This is a genomic window from Alicyclobacillus fodiniaquatilis (genome assembly GCF_042678105.1).
GTDB lineage: Bacteria > Bacillota > Bacilli > Alicyclobacillales > Alicyclobacillaceae > Alicyclobacillus > Alicyclobacillus fodiniaquatilis.
In genome coordinates this window covers 196,207-217,954 of sequence record NZ_JBHUCX010000013.1, presented here as the reverse complement: position 1 = coordinate 217,954, position 21,748 = coordinate 196,207, and the positions used below count along the sequence as shown (strand labels likewise).

Sequence of the window (21,748 nt, the reverse complement as noted above, 5' to 3'; positions counted from 1 at the left end):
GCCCAGACTCGTGAAGACGCCCTACAGCGCTTTGTTCCTGTCGATTTTTTGCCCATACCAGTCCGGGAAGGTTTGATTCCGGTCTCGTCGAAATATTGTAAAACGCACTATGTAAGTATAGAGGGACACCGTCATTATGCTGACCATCAACATCGATGTCGCACGTCGCTTCATTTTTAAATGTGATTTCAGAAACTCAATTTTGGAAGGACGATTGACTAATCTAATGGCTTGAACGACGCAAGCAAGAACCAGTAAGTTTGGGGGATTTGATGTGAGTAAACCGAACGTGCTATGGATTTGTACGGACCAGCAGCGGTTTGACACAATTGGTGGCTTTAACAATCAAGTGGTACAAACGCCGAACTTAGTGCGCCTCATGAAGAGCGGTATGACATTTAATTATTGCTTTAGCCAGAGCCCTGTTTGTACGCCAAGTCGAGCAAGTTTTCTTACAGGTCGGTATCCGCGGACGACACGTACCCGTCAGAATGGACAGTCTATACCAACTGATGAAGTCCTTGTGCCGCGCCTCTTTGCGGATTCAGGATACAGTTGCGGGTTATCAGGCAAATTGCACCTATCCGCATGCCATCCTTCCGTCTGTGAGGGGCCCGAGCGCAGAATTAACGATGGGTACACAGTATTTCACTGGTCTCATCACCCGAATCCAGATTGGGAGACCAATGCATATATTCAGTGGCTTTCACAAAATGGGGTGGAATTTAGCCCTAAACGTTACCAGAATTCAAAATATGTACAGACCAGTGTCCCGATTGAGTGGCATCAAACGACGTGGTGTGCGAATAAAGCGATTGAGTTCTTTACAAATCGACGCTCCGAGGAATGGCTCTTTTCTGTCAATTTCTTTGATCCACATCATCCATTTGACCCACCTCAGGAGCTATTGGAGAAGTATCTAGCACGACTGGGTGACATGGAATTGCCCAACTATGTACCGGGAGAGCTCGCTAACAAATCCATTTTTCAAAACATTGATCATCAAGGGGCGTATGGCAGTTATCAGAGTTTCGTCTACGATGAGATGTCTCCTGATGATCATCGAATGGTCAGAGCCGCTTACTACGCCATGATTGAGTTGATTGACATCCAAGTTGGGCGGATGTTGGATGCTTTGAGCGATACAGGCCAGTTAGAGAACACGATAGTGGTGTTCATGTCGGATCACGGAGAGATGCTTGGCGATCACGGCATCTATTGGAAGGGACCCTATTTTTACGATCCTGCCGTCAGAGTTCCACTCATCATGGCTGGGCCTGGAATCGAAAGGAATAAAGTGAGTGAAGCCTTGGTTGAATTGGTCGATTTGGCGCCCTCCCTACTTGATGCAGTTGGATTACCACGCCATGACGGACTGCAAGGCCAATCCCTGTGGCCGCTCCTTACTGGTGAGACCGCGAGTGCTGGGAGAACAAGTGTCTACAGCGAGTACTACGACGCGATGCCATGGCATCGTAATCCAAGTCCACGTGCCACAATGGTTCGAACTACGACACATAAGCTCGTACGATACCATGACCAGAACACAGAACTCTACGATTTAAAAATCGATCCCACAGAGACAACAAATCGCTGGGACGACCCTTCTTGTTCCGAAATCAAGTTAGCGTTGTTACAGATTATGGCCGATAGAATGGCAGAGACCGTCGACCCACTGCCCCGACGTATCGCGATGTGGTAAACAGCAGAGCAACAAATAAGCCGATTCTCTAATCCACGTTGGGTATTGTGTGGATGATAACTGCGGCGGAGATGCGGAAGTTACATTGACTTTGGTTATCATGAGGCGAACCAGGCGCATATCCAAAAGGGGCAATGTTCACAGCCCCTTTATAAGTAATTGCATAAGTATGAGCAAGTGTCCCTATACGTTATTATTGTAGAAACGGTGAGTTAATTGAATAGCAGTCTGTTGAACGAAAGGTAGAAATGGACGGAGGAACTTAAACGATGTCAGATTACGCAAAAGCCCGGATATCACAATCAATAAGTGAAGAAGAAAGCGTCTATGTTCGTCAACGATTGCTAGAGTACAATGTGGCACACGTTTCTGCGGACATCCGTGCCGTTTACGAACCAATAAATCTCGCCGTCAGGGATGACGCAGGAAGTATAGTTGGCGGACTGCTGGCTATACGGTATTGGGACTGCATGCAAGTAGATACGCTGTGGGTCGATGATGCATTCAGACGAAATGGTTATGGAAGCGAGCTTTTATTACATATCGAAAAAATTGCTGAACATAGGGGTTGTCGCTTCATACTAGTGGACACTTTTAGTTTCCAAGCCCCAGAGTTTTATCCAAAGTACGGATATCAGATCATTGGCAGCGTTGAGGATATTCACGGGGGACATTGTCGGTACTACTTCATAAAACGACTGACCCAGAAATGAAGAGCACGCGTAGATGCTCGACAAGTTTTATACCCTAATTGTATTTTTGCACATTGGGAGGATACATTGATTTCCCGAAGAAATTGGGGACGATGTTTACCGTCAATACCTCCGCGATAGAACTGATATTGATATCTTTATACTTCAATTGGACATTTGTTCGTAAGGATCAACAGTTTGCACTGAAGAAATGATCGAAGCACCATATGTATGAATATTCAGTTCGTTGTCCAACGCTGTTATGGCGTTATGTGCCAGAAGCGTGCATCAAGGGAATGTAAAAATAACTAAGGGGGAAGAGAAATGTCAGAGTGGCCCAGACACTCGGTTTCCGCGGCCGCAGTGGTAGTGAACGAGCATGGGAAAATTCTACTCATAAAAGGACCTCGGAGGGGATGGGAGCCTCCTGGAGGTGTGGTTGAGCTTGGTGAATCAATTGAGTCGGCAGTCGTTCGTGGAGTTAAAGAGGAATCGGGAGTCAAGATCTAGATAGTTAAGTTCTGCGGTATATTTCAAAACATTGAAAAAGGTGTAGTATCAACAATGTGGCTAGCTAGAGCAATCGGAGGGGATCTAACAATGTCTGAGGAGAGTTTGGATGTTGGGTATTTCACTATTGCACAGACTATGGAGATGGTCACTTGGCACACATTTCGAGAGCGGATTCAGTTAACTTTGGATGAAAGTCAGCACCCGTTTTTTGTTGCTTGGTAACACAAATTTTTAGCTCAAAAGTTCCGTCGCCAAAGGGACGAATTGATAAATGGTTGCATGAAAATACAAATTGCCGGATGTCCTGCTTATGGGACTCTCGGAGCAGGAGAGTGCAAGAGGAGCACGACTTCCACCAACCACAGGGGAGGCTTATATTTCTATGAGACAAATTGAGGTCACTCCGTATAGCGAGCGATGGTCTGTGATGTTTGAGGAAGAAGCAAATTCGATCCAAAAGATTTTTGGAGATGAAATCCTTGAAATACATCACATTGGAAGTACATCTGTTCCTGGCTTACACGCTAAACCAACAATCGATATCATGCCGGTGGTGAAAAAAATCACTCTTGTAGATGAGCTTACTGTGGAAATGATCTCTATTGGCTACGAGCCAAAAGGTGAAAATGGTATGCAAGGACGGCGTTATTTTCGAAAGGGGGGCGACCGACGAACTCACCATGTTCATTTTTATGAATTTGGGAATCCACAGATAGAACGTCATATTGTGTTCAGAGATTATCTAAGAACCCACCCAAAAGATGCCCAACGCTATGGTGTACTTAAACAAGCATTAGCTAAGCAATTTACGTATGACGCAGCGTCATACGTAAAAGGAAAAGAAGCCTTGGGGTTAGAAATAGACCGTCTTGCGATGAAGTGGTATAAGGCTTCAAAGTAGCCACGTTTACCATTTATTTAACCACTACTCGGCAATTGATTCTAACAGTGGATGATCCGACGTCGTATCCACCGATCACGACCACGAGTCTTCCACCCGACTTCATTGGTCAATTCTATACCAATCCCTTACTGTGACGAGAGGGACAGCACCTTTAATATATGCTTGGGAGTTAATGCCCAACGAACGATGCTGACGCAATGAAGGTGTATGAAATTTCCGGAATAAACATACATCAGGCGGTAGCTGTTCAGATGAAAGATGGTTCGTATGTAAGGGCAAATGTAGCAGGGACTACAAAGCCGTAATGTTCTTCAGCTAACGGGCCTTATGTCCCGGAGTCTTCGTGAGTGACTTTGCATGAACATGCATTGTTTACGTCGTTGCGCTTGTTGAACATCAGGACGATTTAACGCAAGACGGATGAATTTCGGATGATTCGCATCGATTTCACAAATCGATAAAAAGGCTACCCAACGGCAGCCCTGTATTGTGTTTTGCGTGTGATGACGACATTCACTTTTTTAAACTTCATGGATAGCCGTAGACGATCTCTCTGGAAAAAATGTCAAACAAATTTGCTCCAAAAACGATTCAGCCGAATATCCCCGCACATCTCTTTGGAACACATACGAATCACTTCTTAATGCCATCAGCAACATATCAGCCTTAAACACCGTATTTGGTTCGGTATGCTCGTCTGTTTTCATCTCGTTGAGCAGTTGAACGACGATTTCGTGCAGATTGAACCGAAAATGACTGCCCGCTAACGCTCCCTCTTCAACACCTGTCAGCAACTGAAGTTTTTTTTCGCGAAAACCCATAAATAGACTGATTACGCCTTTTAACCGCTGACGTGGTGGGTCACTCTGGTGTTCTTTCAAGTACACCTCAATGTTCTCGAAAAGCAGAACGATGTTGTCTTTAATTAAATCCAGACACAACTCACTTTTGTTTTTATAACGGCGATAAAGCGTTCCCGAGCCAATTCGCGCTTCCATCGCAATTTGATTCATACTGACCTGCTCAACACCGTGTTGTTCAAACAGCTTTATGGCCGCATCCAATATTCGCTGACGATTTTCAGCAGCATCGCGGCGCTCTGTTCGGCCCTTGGATTCTTCTCCATTACGCTTCACGATATCCAGTCCTTACCTCAAATTTCGAATCTCATTGACAAATGGAGAACTCCCCGCTTAAAATCATATGGAGAGTTCTCCACTTATTATAAATCAATCCGAAGGAGTGTAAAACACGCATGAACAAATTTGCACGACTCGTTATGGACATGCAGAACGGAATCGCAATCCGTTTTCAAGACAATCCGGAAATGTTAGGCGCAATTCCAAAAGCAGTGGAAACGACTCGGCAGGCGAATGTCCTGACTGTCGACAATTGGATCGACGACTTGTCTTTAAATATGCCAGAAACAGTTTAAGAGGTGCGTAAAATATGCCAAGTGGAAACCCCTTCTCTTGGAGGTTCGTGGCGCCGCTGTACATGGGGTCCACGCTCAACCCAATCAATAGCTCGATGATCGCCACTGCACTCGTGCCAATTGCTGCATTTATACATGTTTCCGCGGCTCAAACCACAATACTCGTGACGGTTCTCTATCTAGCGAGTTCGATTGCTCAGCCTACTGCCGGAAAGCTTTCGGAAGAATTTGGTCCTCGTCGAGTGTTTCTAGCGGGAATCCTTTTGGTGCTTCTAGGCGGCTTGTTGGGCGGGTTTGGGCGTGACTTGACGATGCTGGTCATATCTCGAATTCTTATCGGTGTTGGAACTTCCACCGCCTATCCATCTGCCATGCTCCTGATTCGTCGACGTGCAGAATCGGCCGGGATGGCGAAGCCGCCTGGAAACGTACTAGGTGCACTTCAGATTGCAGGCGTTGTCACGAGCGCTGTGGGACTCCCGATTGGTGGAGTGCTCGTGGATGCGTGGGGATGGCGAACAACGTTTTTGGTGAATATCCCTTTTGCGCTTGTCGCGCTGGTCATGGCCGCGCTTTGGATCCCGAAGGATACAAACATGAAGGGAACAAAGACAGTGCGGGAGATCTCATCACGCATCGACGTGAGCGGCATCGCTCTATTCGCGATGACCATCGCCGCACTCATGACATTCCTGTTCTCATTGCCTCATCCTCTGTGGATTGCCCTTGGTCTGTCCGTTGTGCTCTGCGTTATGCTCATCTGGTGGGAATTGAGAGCAAAGCATCCTTTCATCGATGTACGTATGCTTGCCTCGAACCTAGCGCTTACCCGCACCTATGCACGGTTTGCATCGCTGATGTTGTGCCTTTATACCGTACTGTATGGCGTAACCGAGTGGATCGGCGCAGCACGCGGAGCGTCCGCACTTGAAGCGGGACTTCTTATCCTCCCAATGAGCGTGCTTTCGGCTTTGGTAGTCGGTCCAGTTTCAAAACGCAACTTGGTTCGTGGACCGCTCATTGTCGCCGCGGTGTCCTGCATTGTTGCCTCCATTGGGGTACTCTTTCTTACTACGAGCACGCCAATTATTTGGATTTTGTTGGTCACCCTCATCTTCGGTGTCACGATGGGGACAATGTCCAGCAGTAACCAAACCGCGTTGTATATGCAGGTTTCCGCAGACCAGATTGGTACAGCTTCGGGTCTCTTCCGTACGTTCGGATATATTGGTTCTATTGCTTCCTCCGCGTTAATTGGCATTGTTTTTCACACAAAGGTATCAGATAGTGGTCTCCATCACATTGCTATCATCATGATCGCGGTAAGCTTCATCGCAATGGTCATGACCATCGCTGACCGTCGACTCAAGGCGGTTAACAAGGATGCAGCAAGTGCTACACCCTGAATAACGGGGTTCTATGCAACCATCACAAGTGAAAGAAATTGAGAGGTGACTTGGTTATGCAAATCAAATGGTTCGGTCAATCGGCATTTTTGGACATCCGAAACTGGGACGCGGATTTTAATCGATCCGTATGATAAATTACTCGGTTATAAAATGCCAAAACCGATCGCAGCGGATATTGTTGCAGTGACACATAATCATGGAGATCATAATAAAATTCATGTAGCCTCTGGCAACTACCTGCTGGTGAATGAGCCGAAAGAATACAGTCATGATGATGTGTTCATCAAGGGATTTAAGACCTATCATGATAAGGTGAACGGTAAGAAACGAGGCAACAATATTGTATTTCGCTTTGTGGTGGATGGGTTGACCATCGTCCATTGCGGGGATTTAGGTCATCTATTGACAGCGGATCAAATCAGAGATATTGGCAAAGTCGACATTCTGATGATTCCGGTCGGCGGTAAAATGACTTTAAGTGGCGTTGATGCTGCACAAGTGATGAACCAACTCCATCCCACAGTGACGATCCCGATGCATTACCGCACGAAGGCACTATCATTCCTTGGCATGCTCATGTTCGAGAAAGTCGATCGTTTTATTGAAGCTTCGGGCGAGCGTTCGAGCGAAATGCGTGTATTAGACGTGAACAAGAATAACCTGTCTCAATATTCCGGCATTGTCACTTTGCAGTATCAGTAAAATTGGTTGGGATGGGCACTGATAACCTGCCGCAACCGCAGAAGAGCAGAGACAAGCGCAACATTGCCAACGGCGTATCAAAGGTACGCCGTTTTATGTACCTTTCGAAGTGATGGATATCCGTCAAATCGCGGCTCGAACGCTTTTTGACAAGATAACTCAACGAGGCTTTTTAGGTAATATTGACGTCTGGCAAAGTCGGGGCTTTGAATTCGCAGATTACATTTTAGGCGTTGACCGAACTGCTGGATTCATCAACGCATTGCCTCTACGCCAAACGATTTCCGCTTGAACTGCCACCATAATGGCCATCATGATCATAATTTCGCCAAAACTCGCGTCATCTTGGATGTGCTGCAGATATGCGACCGTGCCTAACGCAAACTTAGCGACAATCAAAGCCACAAACAACCCTACGGTTAACGCGGTCCCCTTGCGGAAGATGCGCTCGTTGGCCTCCACCCAAACGCGAGTCAAAAAACCACGAGCCACCCCAATGACTAAACTGAGCAAAACACTGAGAATAAACATCGTCATCGCGGCTGTTCCGTGTGGAGACGAAATTCCACCGACGACAATCCCAACGATGCCATAGATGATGGCCAGCTTAAATCTACCCTTGCTTCGCACTTCACTCACCTGCGTCTGTTTCCAAATGGCATAGGCAACTAAAGCTAAAATGGCAACAAGTTCTACAAGAGACATTTTGATTTCCCTCCCTAAGATCATCACACAGGACTTCGCTTGGTGATTGATGTCGTCAGTATAGCGCTACGTTGAAAAACATGCCTCCCTCAAGCGTCATGTGCCAAAAGTCATGTAAGCCGAGATATGTCGTCAACACGAGGTGGCACAGAGCCCGTACTACGAGTGGCGGGAAATGTTTTAGCTGGTGCACAAACCGATCTTCAATTTGGCCCTCTACTTGAGAGCAAGAATTGGAGAAGCAACTACAGGAGGTTTTATGCAAAATTGAGGATACAGCATAATTGATGAGGAGTGGGAATCCGGCAAACTCGCCGGATTCCCTGTGCATTCTTATCTGAAACCACTCACCGAGTGCGGCACATAAGGCGCTTCCAAGTCCGCAATTTCCTCTGGGGTCAACTTGAGAGAGACGGCAGATACCGCATCTTCCAAGTGATGCATCTTCGTGGCGCCGACAATCGGCGCTGTCACAGGCGATTTCTGCAGCACCCAAGCGAGCGCGACTTGCGCGCGCGGGACTTCGCGCTTCGCAGCGACCTCTGCCACGCGTTCGACCACCTTGCGGTCGGCGTCTGCGGTCGCCGCATAGAGCGTCTTGCCGAATTCGTCCGTCTCCGAACGTGCAGTCTTCTCGTCCCAATCCCGTGTCAGACGCCCGCGCGCCAGCGGACTCCAGGGAATCACGCCGATGCCCTCAGCTTCGCAAAGCGGCAGCATCTCGCGTTCCTCTTCACGATACAAGAGATTCAAATAGTTCTGCATGCTGACAAAACGCGTCCAATTGTGCTTTTCAGCGATATGTAACGCTTTGAGAAACTGCCACGAATGCATGGACGAAGCGCCAATATATCTTGCCTTCCCAGCCTTTACGACGTCATGCAATGCTTCCATCGTCTCTTCGATAGGCGTGTCATAATCCCAGCGGTGAATCTGATAGAGATCTACATAATCCGTACCCAAGCGCTTGAGACTGTTGTCGATCTCGCTCATGATGGCTTTGCGAGACAACCCAGCGCCGTTCGGGCCGGATCTCATGCGGCCATGTACTTTGGTTGCGATGACCACTTCATCGCGTGCAGCGTATTCTTTCAAAGCGCGGCCGACAATTTCCTCACTGGTTCCATCCGAATAGACGTTGGCTGTATCAAAAAAGTTGATGCCCAACTCCAGCGCCCTTTTGATAAAGGGGCGGCTTTCGTCTTCGTTCAACACCCAGCGGTGATTCCCCCGCTCCGGTACACCATAACTCATACAACCAAGACAAATGCGGGAGACTTCCAAGCCGGTATTGCCCAGTTTCACATAGTCCATCTGGTCATGCCTTCTTTCTATGAATTTGCCCGCCTCTTCTATTTTACGCCTATCTCGTCTGTCGCGCCATTTTGAAAAACACGAATTATCTTCCCGTCTACCCCTTAAAAAATAATACGATACCTTGGTGTGCTCTACCCACGACGCGTCACGCATGGCGGACTCATCCAATCTCAAATGTCCTTGCGCATGAATTTCCACATGCCAAAGGCAACGACCAGGCAGATATACAGCCCTGTGTAAACCAAAAAAGCATCGCTCGGAACCGGTCCGCCAGCAAAGAGGCCCAAGCGCGAATAGACGGCTTGACTGCCTACCAGCATATTGGTGCCACCCATCATTTCGGACATCATTCGATAATAAGTCGCATTTGTCGGGATGAGCAAACTGGTGATCAAGCCAACTTTATTCATCGCAGCCTGGGTTTCCACGGGCGAGAGCCGTTGCACAAAACCGCCGATGGTGCCCAGCCCAAACAGGAGTGTCATCGCCACACCGTTGCCGAGTGTCGGCATAAAAACCGAGCCGAGAATGGATAGTGAAACAAGTGTGATTGGGATCAGTTCAAACACGCCAAACGACTTCCAGAGGGAATCAGCCAAGAGCGGAAAATGGATAAAGGCGTGGACAATCAACACCACCGCCCAAAACATCAGCGCCCCGTACAACACGCCCCACGCCGTATAGCCAAGCCATTTGCCCAAATAGACACGCCATCTGCAGAGTGGCCTCGGCAAAATCGCCAACAGCAACCCGTTTTCGATCTCGGTTGAGATGGTCCCTGCCGATGAGAAAATCGCAAGATAAGCGACGGTAAAATTGGCCACATATAAGCCCATGGCCAAAAAAAGCACACTCTCCACGTAATTGTCCAGCAGATCCACCGGTTGCCCAACTTGCACACTCATTTCATGACTTGCGATGGCATGCAATGCAAACGTATAAACAGCAAGGAAGGCGAGCGTCATCAACACGGTCATCACAAAAACGCGCTTACGCAGAATTTCAATCCAGGTCATCCATGCGATGATCATCATTTTGCCTCCCCTCCTTGTGTCTCGGTCAATGTCATGAACCACGATTCCAATCGATGTTGACGAGGGTAAACGGTATACACCGAAACACCAAGTTCATGTAACGTCGCATTGAGCCAAGCCGCTTGCTCACTGTCCTGCAGCGTCGCCTCCAATACAGTGACCCCTTGTTCATCGGTCGCTCCCACTTTGAGTCCCACGTCCAAATGCGCGACACGCTCCTGCAACGGCATCGACAAATCAGGCGTCCAGCCGCCTATCGTAAATTCCCAAACAGGTTCAGACTGCAAAATGTCTGTCACCGTGCCTTGCGCGCGAATGCGGCCGTTCATCAACAACGCGACATCCGAGCAAACCGCCTCTACATCCTCCAACAAATGTGTGTTGAGAAAGACGGTCATCCCTTCATCCCGCAACTGCAACAACAATTGGCGAACTTCGCGGCGTCCGCCGGGATCGAGCGCGGAGGCAGGTTCATCGAGAAACAACACTTCAGGTTCCGGTAATAGCGCACAGGCCAACCCAAGTCGCTGCTGCATCCCCTTGGAATAGCCCTGGACGCGTTCCTGCGCGCGTCGAGCCAGCCCGACCGCGCTTGTCACTTCCTGAATTCGTTTCTCGATATGACTAGCATCCATTCTGCACAAGCGCCCGTGAAACCGCAGCACCTCTTCTGCAGTCAGCCAGGCTTGATAACGAAACAACTCCGGCAAATACCCAATCCGTCTCCTCGCGCCGAGATCCCCAATGGGGAAGCCCAAAACAGAGGCCTCCCCAGCGGTGGGACGCAAAAGTCCAACCAGCATTTTGACAAATGTGCTCTTGCCTGCGCCATTCGGGCCAAGAAAGCCAAACACCTGTCCCCGACCGACCTGTAGATGAATATCCCTTACACCCCGGTCACCAGCAAACAATTTGGTCAGACCCCGCGTCTCAATGATGCCCGTCACTTTGTTAACTCCTTCGCCTGCGCCACGAGCGCTGCATCGGTCGGAAACGTCTTTGTCGATCCCGACAGTTCATACAACACGCCATTTTCCAACCAGAGGATGGACGGATTGCTTCCTTGGCCATTGTTCTGCAAGATGGCCGCGTATCCATTGACACTCAAATTCGTGACCTTGCCATCCACCGGCACGTACAGCGTGTCTTTCCAATCCGCGGATGTCGACAGCGATTGGCGAATGTCGCTTGGCAAGAAGGGAAGATTGAGCAAAGCCTGCCGTATCTGATTTAAATCCACCCCGCTTGGCACCTCGATGCTCGGCATTTGCAACTCGTCCAGGTCCATCCAGCGCCCGTCTTTTCCATCAACTTCTTCATCGGTGCGCGCTGGTACATGAAAGACGATTGCTTTGCTATCGACTGCTGGTGGAAAATCCGTCGCCCCGCCGAAACGGTGAATGAGTTGATTGATGGCCGCGACGTGCAAGCGGAACGTGATGTTCTCCCCTGGCGTATAATACACGCTGTCCTGTTTCGCATCGTATCCCGGCAAAGCTTTCACAGGAATCCCCATCAATTGCTGGGCCTTGGCCAGCGTCAGATTTGGCTCTGCATCGCTTCCGCCAGAAACCTCCATACTTCCATACTGTTTCAGATCGATCCGGCTGGTGCCGCTGGTGCTCAGCGCCTTTTCAATTTGGTTCATGTCGTCCTGCCCAACACCGACAATGTTGTGGAAATACAGCGCCTGCATCGCGCCGGCCATGACTTTGTTGCCAATCGGGGTCACCATCAGTCCAACCAACACCGCTGCGGCAACCACCCCGGATGCAAAGCGCCAAATGCGCTTGGCGCCAGCAGCACGCACGCGCTTGGCATTCAAATGCACCACGTTTGTTTTCGATGAAGCGACAGACTGCAACGCATCAGCCGAGTTCTGCAATTCACCGTTCACTTGCGCCCCGCCTGTTTCAAATGGCGCATGTACTTCATCAGACACTGTCCACGCCAAAGGAACTGACTCTTCGCGAACCGTCATCTGCAAGCGCTGGAGCGCCGCTTCAATCTCTGCATCTGTCAAAGCAAAAGCGCCTGCGTCGCGAAAATAAGCCAATTTGCCTGTCTCCTGGGACTGAGTGGGGTCCTTTTGCATTTCTTCATCCTTCATCAGCTCGCGCCTCCTCGTCATGATATTTACGCTCGAATCTACTTAACGCACGGTTCAACATCGTGCCGACAATCTTTGGATTCACCTGAACGATTTCCGCGATTTCCGTGTAACTGTAGCCGGAATAACGCAGCAACAAAACCTGCCTGTCCCGCTCCGACAACTGTTGCAACACATGCTTGACAGTCTCTCGTTCATATCGCTTCAACACATGCAATTCGCTCGACGGTTCATTCCCATCCGGTATGCCAATGGCGAATTCGTTTGTCTCCAGCTTTTTTTGCGCCGATTTTTTGCGCGTATAATCGTAAACAACGCGGGTGGACACCCGGTGCAACCACGGGCCGACGACGCCCAAATCATCCGGCGGCGACCGATAAAGACGCAGGAACACTTCCTGTGCCAAATCTTCCGCAATGGCGCGGTCCCCGACGAGATAGTTCAATCTTCGGAGAACGGTCGGATAATGCTCGCGAAAAAGCCCCTGAAACCGCTCTGGCAACACTTGAGTCACCCCGTCACCTTCCTCTCATTTCAGTTCAAACATATTGATTTCACGACAAATCACGGCGTTTCCACTCAAAATGCACGCCCACTGCAAGAGACTGCGTTTGACATGTCATTCGAGTGACTGGGCCCAGTTTGTTGTCGTGATCGTCTAAACATAAAGACGGGCGCCACATCATAAATGTAGCACCCGTCTCGACGTCATTTTTGCAAGAATGGACTCTCTCCCATTCAGCGACGATCTTCTTGTTTCCTATTTGCAGACACGCAACCAGGCCATCCACAACTCAAAAATCGTGAATGCGCTTTTGTGAGCGCATAAGAAAGCCGCTCTATATTTCAAACGAATAGATCACCAGGACTATTTGCGCGGCCCAGAGGTATGCCCCATGCAAAATTTTGTCGGAATGGTCACATTGTCAGCACTGCTTTCTTTTCCGTCGATGATGTCGAATAGAATGCGCAATGCTTCTGTAGCCACCGCTTTGCCGTCTTGGACCACACGCGTAAATTGCCAGTGCATCGGCATGGATGACGCGCCGTCAAAACAGACGATGGTCAAATCCTCCGGTACACGAAGCCCCATGTTTTCCGCCACTTTATATACGTGTTCCGCAATTTCATATCGCGTGGCAAACACAGCCGTAATTTGTGAATGGGCGCGAAGAAATTCCTCAATAAAGCTCAATTGCTTCTCATCATATCCTTCACCGGATTCTTGATAATCCAGCAAATCCACGTAATAGTCTGGATTCAACTGCAATCCAGACTCATTGATGGCCTCTGTGAATCCTTTGTATCTGTCAAACAAAGTAGATGTGCCTTCAACCGGGATCGTCATGAAGGAGATTTGTTCATGCCCCAGTTCCAACAGATAATTTGTCAAATCCTTTGCCCCTTTGATATTGTCTGACATGACGTGAGGCAGAGGTACACCAGGCATTCGTTTGTCCACGACAACCATTGGAAGACGCTCGATATAAAGACGAAGAATGGCGTCATTGTAATAATCACCATCAGTCGGAAAAACAATGAGCCCTTTGACGTTCAACTGTAAGAGTTGCTCTATGCGCTCTTGCTCCAAACGTTGTTGGCCATAAGAGCAAGATACAGCCAACGTCATCCCCTTTTGCTGCAGCACCCGCTCTGTATTCATGACCAGTGAAAGCGCATAATCCCCCCATAGTTGAGGAATGACAAAGCCGATTAACTTTGTCGAAGCCTGAGTTGATAAATGATCTGTGTCTACGTTTGTCTTTGCCATAGGGACATCGCTATTTTCGAACTTGGATTGAACAAACGTCCCGGCCCCTATTTTCCGAACAATCAAGTCCTCGGCCGCCAACATTCTAAGCGCGCGATTTGTCGTGACACGGCTGACGCCAAACCGCTCCATCAGTTCATGTTCCGATGGAATCAAATCACCAGGCTGATAACGGCCAGTCAAAATCTCATGTTTAATCGTGTTGTAGACCGCATCGTAGAGAAGTGTTTTTTTGGACATATTACACCTTCCAAATTAATATGACATTTATAATACAAATTTTACATTCATATGTCGACACATGCCAACTAAAATTCTAATATTTCTTGTGAATTGACTAAAAGTACTATCCAATAATTTAAAAATACAATAAGAAGACAACTTCACATCCCTATCGACGCAAAAATACATTAAAGTAATTATTTTGAAAAAAACATCAAACCATCCATCACTTGTTTCCTGTCAAACAGCCAACACAAAGAAGCTGGAGGTAGAATCCACCAGCTTCTCAATTACAGAGATATTGGCACTTGTTCGAACTGTTATTTCCAATTTTAGATCTGAGTGCTGTTGAGGTCACTCTGTCATGAAGACTTAAAAAAATCTCAGATTCCCATCTATCAAAGCGCTTTGCAACGGAAGATTCATTCCACCGTCAACTCGTATCGTTGTCCCTGTCACATAACTTGAGGATGAGGAAATCAACCACGCGACGACCTCAGCGACATCTTGGGATGTGCCGCTTCGTTGAATAGGAATCGCTTTGTTAATTTGCTCATCAACAGGCGTCAACGGAGAAAGCGATGTTCGAATTCGTCCGGGTGCAACAGCGTTTACACGAATTCCATACTCCGCTAATTCGTATGCCATACTTTCAGTCGCTCTTGCAAGCGCAGCTTTCATGGCACCGTACGCGCTATCGCGATTCGTTGCGCGTTCTTGGTGAACCGAGGTCACGTTCACAATTGCCCCTTTAATTCCCGCCTGCACCATGGCATTCGCACAACGTTGGGCACAGAGGTAGGGCGATAAGAAATTGATTCTATAAGAATGCTCCACTGCCTTCTGTTCAAATTGCAGAAATGTTTCCGAGATGGTCAACCCTGCATTGTTGACCAAAGCATCGATTCGACCAAACTCCCTCACAGCCTCGTCAACAATGGAATGAGGGACTCCGTCAAGTGTCAAATCCCCTTTTATCAATGCGACACGACTGTCATGCGACTGAATCTCATCCGCTAATTCCTTTGCCCCATCTTCGTTATCCCAATAATGTAGCGCAATGTCATATCCACGCGCTCCAAGGACACGGGCGATAACCGCGCCGATCCCTCTTCCTGCGCCTGTCACCAATGCAACGGGTCTTGATTGTTCAGACATTGCCCTCATCTCCTAAACTTCCAAAATGATGATTCAACAGAATCGCAAAAACGTTTTATGGCCGTACTGCAGTGCCATCTGGCCATCTTGCTTGCGTCCACATCGGAACGCCATGTTTGCATGGATACTGAGCAGCCTTTTCTTCGTCCAGATCAACACCAAGTCCAGGCTTATCGTTGATATAAACGTGACCATCCTTCACCTGCGGGCACCCCGGAAATACCTCTTGCAATTGTTCACTTATGCCACTCCACTCTTGAATGCCAAAATTAACTGAAGACAAATCAAGATGGACATTGGCAGCGTGCCCAACAGGAGAAACATCCCCCGGTCCATGCCAAGCCGTCCGCACACCAAATATTTCACAAAATGTAGTGAGTTTCTTGGCTGGTGTAATCCCGCCAATTTGACTGGGATGAACGCGAATGAAATCAATCAGTCGATTGGTGATCAGCAATTTCCACTCCAATGGGTTGTTGAATAATTCACCCATGGCGATGGGCGTCGTACACTGATGCCGAATCATCTCAAACCATTCGATCTGCTCCGGCGGCAGCGCATCCTCCAGGAAAAACAAGCGATACGGCTCTACTTGTTTGGCAATGCGAACCGCTTCAATCGGTGTAACTCGCTCATGGATATCGTGCATCAGTTCAATTTCAAATCCTAATTTTTTTCGAATATGCTCAAAGATAGTCGGAATACTTCTCGCATAAACATCAGGGTCGTAATATGCCCCTGGCAACGCCCCAGCGAGCGGTTGTACAGCGAAACGGCCACCATACCCCCCTAACTGGCAACGTATGTAATGATATCCTTGTTCCATAAATTCAATCACATGCTCTTCTAACTCGTGAACATCTCGCCCATCTGCATGGCGGTAGACCGCAGCAGCTTCTCGGCATTTTCCACCCAACAACTGATAAAGCGGCATGTTCGCCAGTTTTCCCTTGATGTCCCACAAGGCCATATCTACACCAGAAACCGCATTGGATAACACCGGACCATTTCTCCAATACGAATTGACCATAGAGGATTGCCAAATATCTTCTATTCTCCGCGGATCCTTGCCAATCAAATAGGGACGCAGATATTCTTCTACCGCCGTCTTCACGGCAAGCGCGCGTTGCGTAAATGTGGCGCAACCAAGGCCATAGAGCCCTGGCTCCGACGTTTCTACCTTCACGACAACTAAATCGATGCCCTGCGGGGCTGTGAGAATCACCCGCACGTCTCGAATCGTCAACTCTGACATATATATCCTCCTAAACCAACAAACAAACTTATTGTTTCACTGCGCCGCCCATAGCGCCCTGTACGATGTAGCGCTGAAGGAAGACGAACAAGACAATCAGCGGCGCCATCACAATGATGATCGCAGCGCTTAAAAGCGGCCAATTGTTCCCAAATTGTCCATAGAAGGCAAACAATCCGCGAGTCAGCGGCCATAACTTAGAATCCGACAAGAACACGACAGGACCAATCAGGTTGTTCCACGCGCCAATTGCGGTAAACAGCCCCATTGATGCTAAAGCCGGTCGAATTAAAGGTGGCAAGATGGTAAATAGGAACCGAAAATAACCACACCCATCCATCACTGCCGCTTCATCCAATTCTTTAGGTATGCTCTTGATATACCCGACAAAGAAGAAGAAAGATAATCCCGTAGAAACATTCAACACAATATATCCAATGCGGTTATTGAACAGGTGAAGAGTTTGGCTCTCTGCAAATAAGGCAATCAACCCGCCAGGCAAAAACAAGGATATCAGGAAAAACAAATATACTAGATTTGAGAATTTCCACATATTCCTTGCTACCGGAAATGCCACCATTAAAGATATCAGCAAGGTAAATATTGTAATGAAAACAGTATAAATAATACTGTTGACAAAATATGCGCTGAATGACCCCTGCTGCCACGCCGAAACAAAGTTGGACCATTCCAGATGATTTGGAATGGATAGCGGCGACGTCAAAAAGTTATGTGTGCTTTTCAGAGAAATCATCAGCAGATACAACAACGGAAGTAGGTAAATCCCAACGGAAATGATGATCCCGACAGTATGAACCACGACCCGGTTTGTCACCCGTTCCGATCTCGTCATAATTGGACCTCCCTACGCCTGAGATACCACTGCATGATCACTGTCACGATGAGCACCAAAACGAACTGCAACATCTGAATCATCGATGCATAACCGAGTTCATTGGAGCCCTGGAACGCTGTACTAAACATGTACATGCTCAGCGTTTGCGTGCCAAATTGCCCATTTGTCAACACGTAAATCAAATCGTAAGAACCAAGAGAACCGATAATACACAGCAAAACATTAACCGTGATCGACGGGGCAACCATCGGAAAAGTGACTCCCCAAAATCTTTGCCAACGATTTGCGCCATCAAGCGCTGACGCCTCGTTCAAATCATTCGGTATCGCCTGCAAACCCGCTAGATATATCATCATCGTGAACCCGGCACTCTGCCAGATCTGAACCGCGATGACCATAGGCAATGCTAGACTGTAAGATCCAAAAAATGATGATGCATGGCCAAAAATCGCTTTCCAAATTGGTTCCGCGATCCCGCCTTCTGGCGCAAAAATGAGTGACCATAGCATACCTGTCACAGTGACACTGAGAACCAACGGCAAAAATACGACCGCGCGATAGAAAACCACGCCATGTACTTTGTTGTTAAAGACAATCGCCAACAGCAATCCGAGCGCGTTTTGAATGATGGTCACGCTCACTGCAAAAATCAGTGTCACTTTAATGGCTGGGAGCATTGAGAAAATGCCGCTTGTAAATGCCTCAACATAATTCTGGAATCCAATAAAATTTATAGGTGTTCCGGCAATTCCACTGTAATTTGTAAACGAATATACACCAGTCATTACGGATGGGTATATGCCAAACGCAATATAAAGGGCTAGTGCAGGAATAATTCCAATTAACGGGGCCCATCGTTGCCAACCGCTCCGTCCAAATGCATTCAAAGTTTCTCCCCCCTCAACCGGGTTCTTTTAAAATCATGTGGCACCGAAAAACAAGAATCAGTGCCACATTCATTCGCCAAATGTTGCCTGTCATTCATCAACTCAGTGATGAACTGCCGCCAACCACTCTTGCGTAGATTTACTTAATAGATCAGCTAGCGAATACTGCCCCTGTGGTTTGAGATACGCCGTGTCATTCGGGAAATATAAAAGTGATCCAGTAGCAGCCGTCGGTTGGAATATATGAAATTCCTGCTCGCTCTTTGGTGAATATTGCAATTCAGTCTTCATCCAAGGTAGATTTACAGTTGACATTTTTTCAGTCGGAATGGCACCAACCATGTTCTCCCATTGCTTGTAATGAGCTGGTTCAGAGAAGAATTTGACATAGTCTAATGCGAGTGCGGCATGCGGCGCCTTCGTTGGGATCACCCAAGTGAAGTCCCCCGCCACCTGCATTTGATTCTTCGCCGGATCTTGCGTCATCGGCAACGGGAACCACGAGAACTTTAATTTAGGATTGGCCTGTTCAATCGATAAACCATCCCATGTGCCGTCCACCAACATTGCTGCCTTCCCGTTTGCGAACAAGCCCGGGGTTGGTGCATATGGTTCACCAAATGCATTTGGTTCGAAATATTGCGAGAGCTGTTGATACTCAGTCATCGCCGTCTTGAACACAGGATCACTGGACCATGTCGTTTTTCCTGTCCAGAGCGACTTATTTAAGGCATCTGCGTCGCTATGCGGAATCATCTGTTGGATTGCATCCTCCGTGATCATCTGATCCCAACCGTCTTTCGCGCCAACCATCAAAGGCGTAATTCCATGTGCGGCAAAAACCTTGCATACATTTAACAATTGGCTATAAGTCGTGGGGATGGACAAATTGTATTTTTTAAACAGCGCCTCATTGTAAAAGACACCACCGCGACCATATGAAGCCATCGTGGCTCCCCAGATCTTCCCTTTATAGCCCATCATTTGTTGCTGTATTCCAGGCAGGAAGTCTTTTTTCATAAATGGTTCATTTGTCAGATCCTTGATATCTCCCGCATCGATCCATTCCTCAAGCGTTGAAGGTTGCAGTCCCGTCATATACGACTGCGGAACTTGACCACTAATCGAATACTGGGCCATCACATCAACATTGTGCGCCTTCATTTCTGTGTTCGTGAGCGTGGTCCACGCACTTCCGGAAGTCGGGGCATCCACAAGATTGATGGTCACATTGGGATGCGCCTTTTCAAATTCTTTATCCAGCTTCTTCGTTGCAGCGATAGCCGGTGGATTCGTCCACTCACTGATTGTCAGCGTAATTTTACCGTTGCTCTTTCCACCACCGGAAGCGTTACCACATCCGACCGTCGCCCCCATTGCAATCAACACTGTTGTGGCGATTAACACAGCTTTTGACTTTTCCAATCTCTAGTTCCCCCTTTTTGAATCCCTTCATCAAGATAAACCGCTTTCATCAATCCAATAAAATAATTCCGATATAATAATCCATCCACTCCGTATATTTAACCCACCAACCTCCCTTATATATGTATTAATGTTGTATCTAATATGCATTAGAACATACAGGTTATTTAGTTGTCAACAAAGAAATAAGCGTTTTCATTACCCAAATAATTGAATTATCTCGATGTTAATTTAGATTTGAAGCGGATTTCTACGCCTTAAGGTGTGTAATTTATGATTTATATATGTTATATCCGTTCATTACAATATACTATTTTTGTATTTTAGATCTACCAAAACAATTGACCACGATCTGCGATAGATTTTATACGCAAGACAAAATAAAGAATTTGTGTAAGGAAAGGTTGTTTACTACCAATAAAAAAGACGCTCTAATGCAACGGATGTGTTCGGAAAAACACATGTACCGCACATCAAGAGCGTCTTTGGTCTGGAGATAGCTGAATAGATCGTGTACATCCCCTAAAAAGGGTAAACTAATTATCGTGCTGTGGCTTACCATATCAAGTTACACAAATTCTATTTTCAAACCCTACAACAAATTAAAACTTCAGATACCAGAACAAAGCCTTGTCGATATTCAGGTTAAACGCATGGCGCATCGTATCGACGCCGCCTAATGCCATGCCCATTTTTTGATAAAATCGACAGGCAGCCAGATTGTCATCCTGCGCCTCCAACGTGATGCCAAGCAATCCCCGTTCTTTTGCCCACGCCTCCGCTTTGCGAAACAACTGCCTCCCGATACCGCTTTGTCGATAAGCCTGACACACGGCCAGATTTTCTACGTAGCAATACTTGTTCCACTGTTTGACCAGCCGAATTTGGCCAATGCAGATGTCATCCGCATATGCAAGGTAGATGATCTTGTCCGGTTGACTGATATATGCTTCACAATCTATCCGATCATCCGGAAATTTTGTTTCAGATGGCATCTCGAACAGTTCCTCCGTAAACGACCATACATCGTCATGAAACGTAGGAACAAGTCTGCCGAATAGCAAAAATGGCTCATTTGTTTTGTTTAAATCGCCAATTTGTTCTTTTTGCATGGCGACAATACGCATGGTGTGCGTCACGAAGTTCCTTCTTTCCTATACCTGAAAGTGAATTGCGCCCGTGCATCTGATCATTGAAAACCATAGGCGTTATAGGGCTCATGACATCCGTGTTCTGCTAACTGTCACCACATTCGTACTTACGAGTTAAATTCAGCATCAAATTCAATTACGTTATGGTCAGGGTCAATTATCCATATTTGAGAAAAACCCGCGATGCTATCTGGCTTTGTTTTATAAGCAATCCCTTGTTTTTGCAACCAGTCAATCGTACTTCTGTAGCTTTTTACCCAGATGGCAAAGTGTCCTTCACGATCATCAATTCCACTGGCGCGTAGCGTTTCCGCTTCTGAGTTTTCTGATAAATGCAATTGCCGATCCCCTATCGCATACCAAATCCCTCTTGATCCAAATGGCGGACGCTCAATTTCGGAGAATTGGAGAACTCCAGAGTAAAACTCCTTTGCTCTCGATAGATCTCTTACAGCCAAGCTCACGTGGTGAATTTGTTCAATCTCGATCATTTCTAGTCC

Annotated in this window: 21 protein-coding genes and 1 pseudogene; 7 read left to right on the top strand and 15 right to left on the bottom strand. The window is 47.4% G+C overall.

Annotated features, from left to right (window positions below; genetic code table 11):
• The first annotated feature begins 274 nt into the window (after positions 1-274).
• From ACFSB2_RS04100 to ACFSB2_RS04085, 4 genes and pseudogenes are all read left to right on the top strand, one after another.
• Entirely contained in the window at positions 275-1,702 is a 1,428-nt protein-coding gene (locus tag ACFSB2_RS04100; RefSeq protein ID WP_377941469.1) for a sulfatase family protein, read from the top strand.
• Between the two features lie 269 nt (positions 1,703-1,971).
• Positions 1,972-2,415, top strand: a complete 444-nt coding sequence (locus ACFSB2_RS04095) for a GNAT family N-acetyltransferase (RefSeq protein ID WP_377941467.1) — start codon at positions 1,972-1,974, stop codon at positions 2,413-2,415.
• Between the two features lie 303 nt (positions 2,416-2,718).
• Positions 2,719-3,129: pseudogene (locus ACFSB2_RS04090) on the top strand (NUDIX hydrolase).
• A gap of 160 nt (positions 3,130-3,289) precedes the next feature.
• Positions 3,290-3,808: a GrpB family protein gene (locus ACFSB2_RS04085; protein ID WP_377941466.1), complete on the top strand. Its 519-nt coding sequence runs from the start codon at positions 3,290-3,292 to the stop codon at positions 3,806-3,808.
• A 524-nt stretch (positions 3,809-4,332) separates the two neighbouring features.
• Here the strand turns inward: ACFSB2_RS04085 and ACFSB2_RS04080 are convergent.
• Positions 4,333-4,947, bottom strand: coding sequence for a TetR/AcrR family transcriptional regulator (locus tag ACFSB2_RS04080; protein ID WP_377941465.1), 615 nt, complete (start codon positions 4,945-4,947; stop codon positions 4,333-4,335).
• Positions 4,948-5,066: 119 nt separating this feature from the next.
• On the opposite strand from ACFSB2_RS04080, the gene ACFSB2_RS04075 reads away from it, so the two are divergent.
• The 3 genes from ACFSB2_RS04075 to ACFSB2_RS04065 are packed head-to-tail and all read left to right on the top strand — an operon-like array spanning position 5,067 to position 7,357.
• Positions 5,067-5,246, top strand: coding sequence for a hypothetical protein (locus ACFSB2_RS04075; RefSeq protein WP_377941464.1), 180 nt, complete (start codon positions 5,067-5,069; stop codon positions 5,244-5,246).
• A 14-nt stretch (positions 5,247-5,260) separates the two neighbouring features.
• Entirely contained in the window at positions 5,261-6,652 is a 1,392-nt protein-coding gene (locus tag ACFSB2_RS04070; RefSeq protein ID WP_377941463.1) for an MFS transporter, read from the top strand.
• Positions 6,653-6,697: 45 nt separating this feature from the next.
• Positions 6,698-7,357 carry an MBL fold metallo-hydrolase gene (locus tag ACFSB2_RS04065; protein ID WP_377941461.1) on the top strand — a complete coding sequence of 220 codons (660 nt, stop codon included), beginning with the start codon at positions 6,698-6,700 and terminating at the stop codon, positions 7,355-7,357.
• A 219-nt stretch (positions 7,358-7,576) separates the two neighbouring features.
• Here ACFSB2_RS04065 and ACFSB2_RS04060 read toward each other — a convergent pair whose 3' ends face one another.
• From ACFSB2_RS04060 to ACFSB2_RS03995, 14 genes are all read right to left on the bottom strand, one after another.
• The gene (locus ACFSB2_RS04060; RefSeq protein ID WP_377941459.1) at positions 7,577-8,062 is read right to left on the bottom strand and encodes a hypothetical protein; all 486 of its coding nucleotides are present in this window, start codon (positions 8,060-8,062) and stop codon (positions 7,577-7,579) included.
• A 333-nt stretch (positions 8,063-8,395) separates the two neighbouring features.
• Positions 8,396-9,376 carry an aldo/keto reductase gene (locus ACFSB2_RS04055; protein WP_377941457.1) on the bottom strand — a complete coding sequence of 327 codons (981 nt, stop codon included), beginning with the start codon at positions 9,374-9,376 and terminating at the stop codon, positions 8,396-8,398.
• A gap of 173 nt (positions 9,377-9,549) precedes the next feature.
• Positions 9,550-10,413, bottom strand: coding sequence for an ABC transporter permease subunit (locus ACFSB2_RS04050; protein WP_377941455.1), 864 nt, complete (start codon positions 10,411-10,413; stop codon positions 9,550-9,552).
• A complete protein-coding gene (locus ACFSB2_RS04045; RefSeq protein ID WP_377941454.1) occupies positions 10,410-11,360 on the bottom strand; it encodes an ABC transporter ATP-binding protein in 951 nt (316 codons plus the stop codon). The genes ACFSB2_RS04050 and ACFSB2_RS04045 overlap by 4 nt, the downstream gene beginning before the upstream one ends.
• The gene (locus ACFSB2_RS04040) at positions 11,357-12,523 is read right to left on the bottom strand and encodes a hypothetical protein (protein ID WP_377941453.1); all 1,167 of its coding nucleotides are present in this window, start codon (positions 12,521-12,523) and stop codon (positions 11,357-11,359) included. Before ACFSB2_RS04040 ends, ACFSB2_RS04045 begins: the two co-directional genes overlap by 4 nt.
• The gene (locus ACFSB2_RS04035) at positions 12,513-13,037 is read right to left on the bottom strand and encodes a sigma-70 family RNA polymerase sigma factor (protein WP_377941452.1); all 525 of its coding nucleotides are present in this window, start codon (positions 13,035-13,037) and stop codon (positions 12,513-12,515) included. The genes ACFSB2_RS04040 and ACFSB2_RS04035 overlap by 11 nt, the downstream gene beginning before the upstream one ends.
• A 354-nt stretch (positions 13,038-13,391) precedes the next feature.
• Positions 13,392-14,534 (bottom strand): GntR family transcriptional regulator, encoded by a 1,143-nt coding sequence (locus ACFSB2_RS04030; RefSeq protein ID WP_377941449.1) that lies wholly within the window; start codon positions 14,532-14,534, stop codon positions 13,392-13,394.
• Positions 14,535-14,888: 354 nt separating this feature from the next.
• The gene (locus ACFSB2_RS04025) at positions 14,889-15,674 is read right to left on the bottom strand and encodes an SDR family NAD(P)-dependent oxidoreductase (protein ID WP_377941447.1); all 786 of its coding nucleotides are present in this window, start codon (positions 15,672-15,674) and stop codon (positions 14,889-14,891) included.
• A 55-nt stretch (positions 15,675-15,729) separates the two neighbouring features.
• A complete protein-coding gene (locus ACFSB2_RS04020) occupies positions 15,730-16,929 on the bottom strand; it encodes an enolase C-terminal domain-like protein (RefSeq protein ID WP_377941446.1) in 1,200 nt (399 codons plus the stop codon).
• A 28-nt stretch (positions 16,930-16,957) separates the two neighbouring features.
• Entirely contained in the window at positions 16,958-17,782 is an 825-nt protein-coding gene (locus ACFSB2_RS04015; RefSeq protein ID WP_377941445.1) for a carbohydrate ABC transporter permease, read from the bottom strand.
• On the bottom strand, positions 17,779-18,672 hold the full coding sequence (locus ACFSB2_RS04010; protein WP_377941443.1) for a carbohydrate ABC transporter permease: 894 nt from the start codon (positions 18,670-18,672) through the stop codon (positions 17,779-17,781). The genes ACFSB2_RS04015 and ACFSB2_RS04010 overlap by 4 nt, the downstream gene beginning before the upstream one ends.
• 102 nt (positions 18,673-18,774) lie before the next feature.
• Positions 18,775-20,097, bottom strand: coding sequence for an ABC transporter substrate-binding protein (locus ACFSB2_RS04005; protein ID WP_377941441.1), 1,323 nt, complete (start codon positions 20,095-20,097; stop codon positions 18,775-18,777).
• A 602-nt stretch (positions 20,098-20,699) separates the two neighbouring features.
• Entirely contained in the window at positions 20,700-21,236 is a 537-nt protein-coding gene (locus tag ACFSB2_RS04000) for a GNAT family N-acetyltransferase (RefSeq protein ID WP_377941440.1), read from the bottom strand.
• 119 nt (positions 21,237-21,355) lie between these two features.
• A complete protein-coding gene (locus ACFSB2_RS03995) occupies positions 21,356-21,739 on the bottom strand; it encodes a VOC family protein (protein WP_377941439.1) in 384 nt (127 codons plus the stop codon).
• Positions 21,740-21,748 lie beyond the last annotated feature (9 nt).

Excerpts from the sequence above, each read along its gene's own strand:
- ACFSB2_RS04055 (WP_377941457.1), bottom strand. The coding sequence starts at position 9,376 with ATGGACTATGTGAAACTGGGCAATACCGGCTTGGAAGTCTCCCGCATT.
- ACFSB2_RS04015 (WP_377941445.1), bottom strand. The coding sequence starts at position 17,782 with ATGACGAGATCGGAACGGGTGACAAACCGGGTCGTGGTTCATACTGTC.
- ACFSB2_RS04020 (WP_377941446.1), bottom strand. The coding sequence starts at position 16,929 with ATGTCAGAGTTGACGATTCGAGACGTGCGGGTGATTCTCACAGCCCCG.
- ACFSB2_RS04050 (WP_377941455.1), bottom strand. The coding sequence starts at position 10,413 with ATGATGATCATCGCATGGATGACCTGGATTGAAATTCTGCGTAAGCGC.
- ACFSB2_RS04075 (WP_377941464.1), top strand. The coding sequence starts at position 5,067 with ATGAACAAATTTGCACGACTCGTTATGGACATGCAGAACGGAATCGCA.
- ACFSB2_RS04085 (WP_377941466.1), top strand. The coding sequence starts at position 3,290 with ATGAGACAAATTGAGGTCACTCCGTATAGCGAGCGATGGTCTGTGATG.
- ACFSB2_RS03995 (WP_377941439.1), bottom strand. The coding sequence starts at position 21,739 with ATGATCGAGATTGAACAAATTCACCACGTGAGCTTGGCTGTAAGAGAT.
- ACFSB2_RS04040 (WP_377941453.1), bottom strand. The coding sequence starts at position 12,523 with ATGAAGGATGAAGAAATGCAAAAGGACCCCACTCAGTCCCAGGAGACA.
- ACFSB2_RS04070 (WP_377941463.1), top strand. The coding sequence starts at position 5,261 with ATGCCAAGTGGAAACCCCTTCTCTTGGAGGTTCGTGGCGCCGCTGTAC.
- ACFSB2_RS04095 (WP_377941467.1), top strand. The coding sequence starts at position 1,972 with ATGTCAGATTACGCAAAAGCCCGGATATCACAATCAATAAGTGAAGAA.
- ACFSB2_RS04060 (WP_377941459.1), bottom strand. The coding sequence starts at position 8,062 with ATGTCTCTTGTAGAACTTGTTGCCATTTTAGCTTTAGTTGCCTATGCC.
- ACFSB2_RS04030 (WP_377941449.1), bottom strand. The coding sequence starts at position 14,534 with ATGTCCAAAAAAACACTTCTCTACGATGCGGTCTACAACACGATTAAA.
- ACFSB2_RS04025 (WP_377941447.1), bottom strand. The coding sequence starts at position 15,674 with ATGTCTGAACAATCAAGACCCGTTGCATTGGTGACAGGCGCAGGAAGA.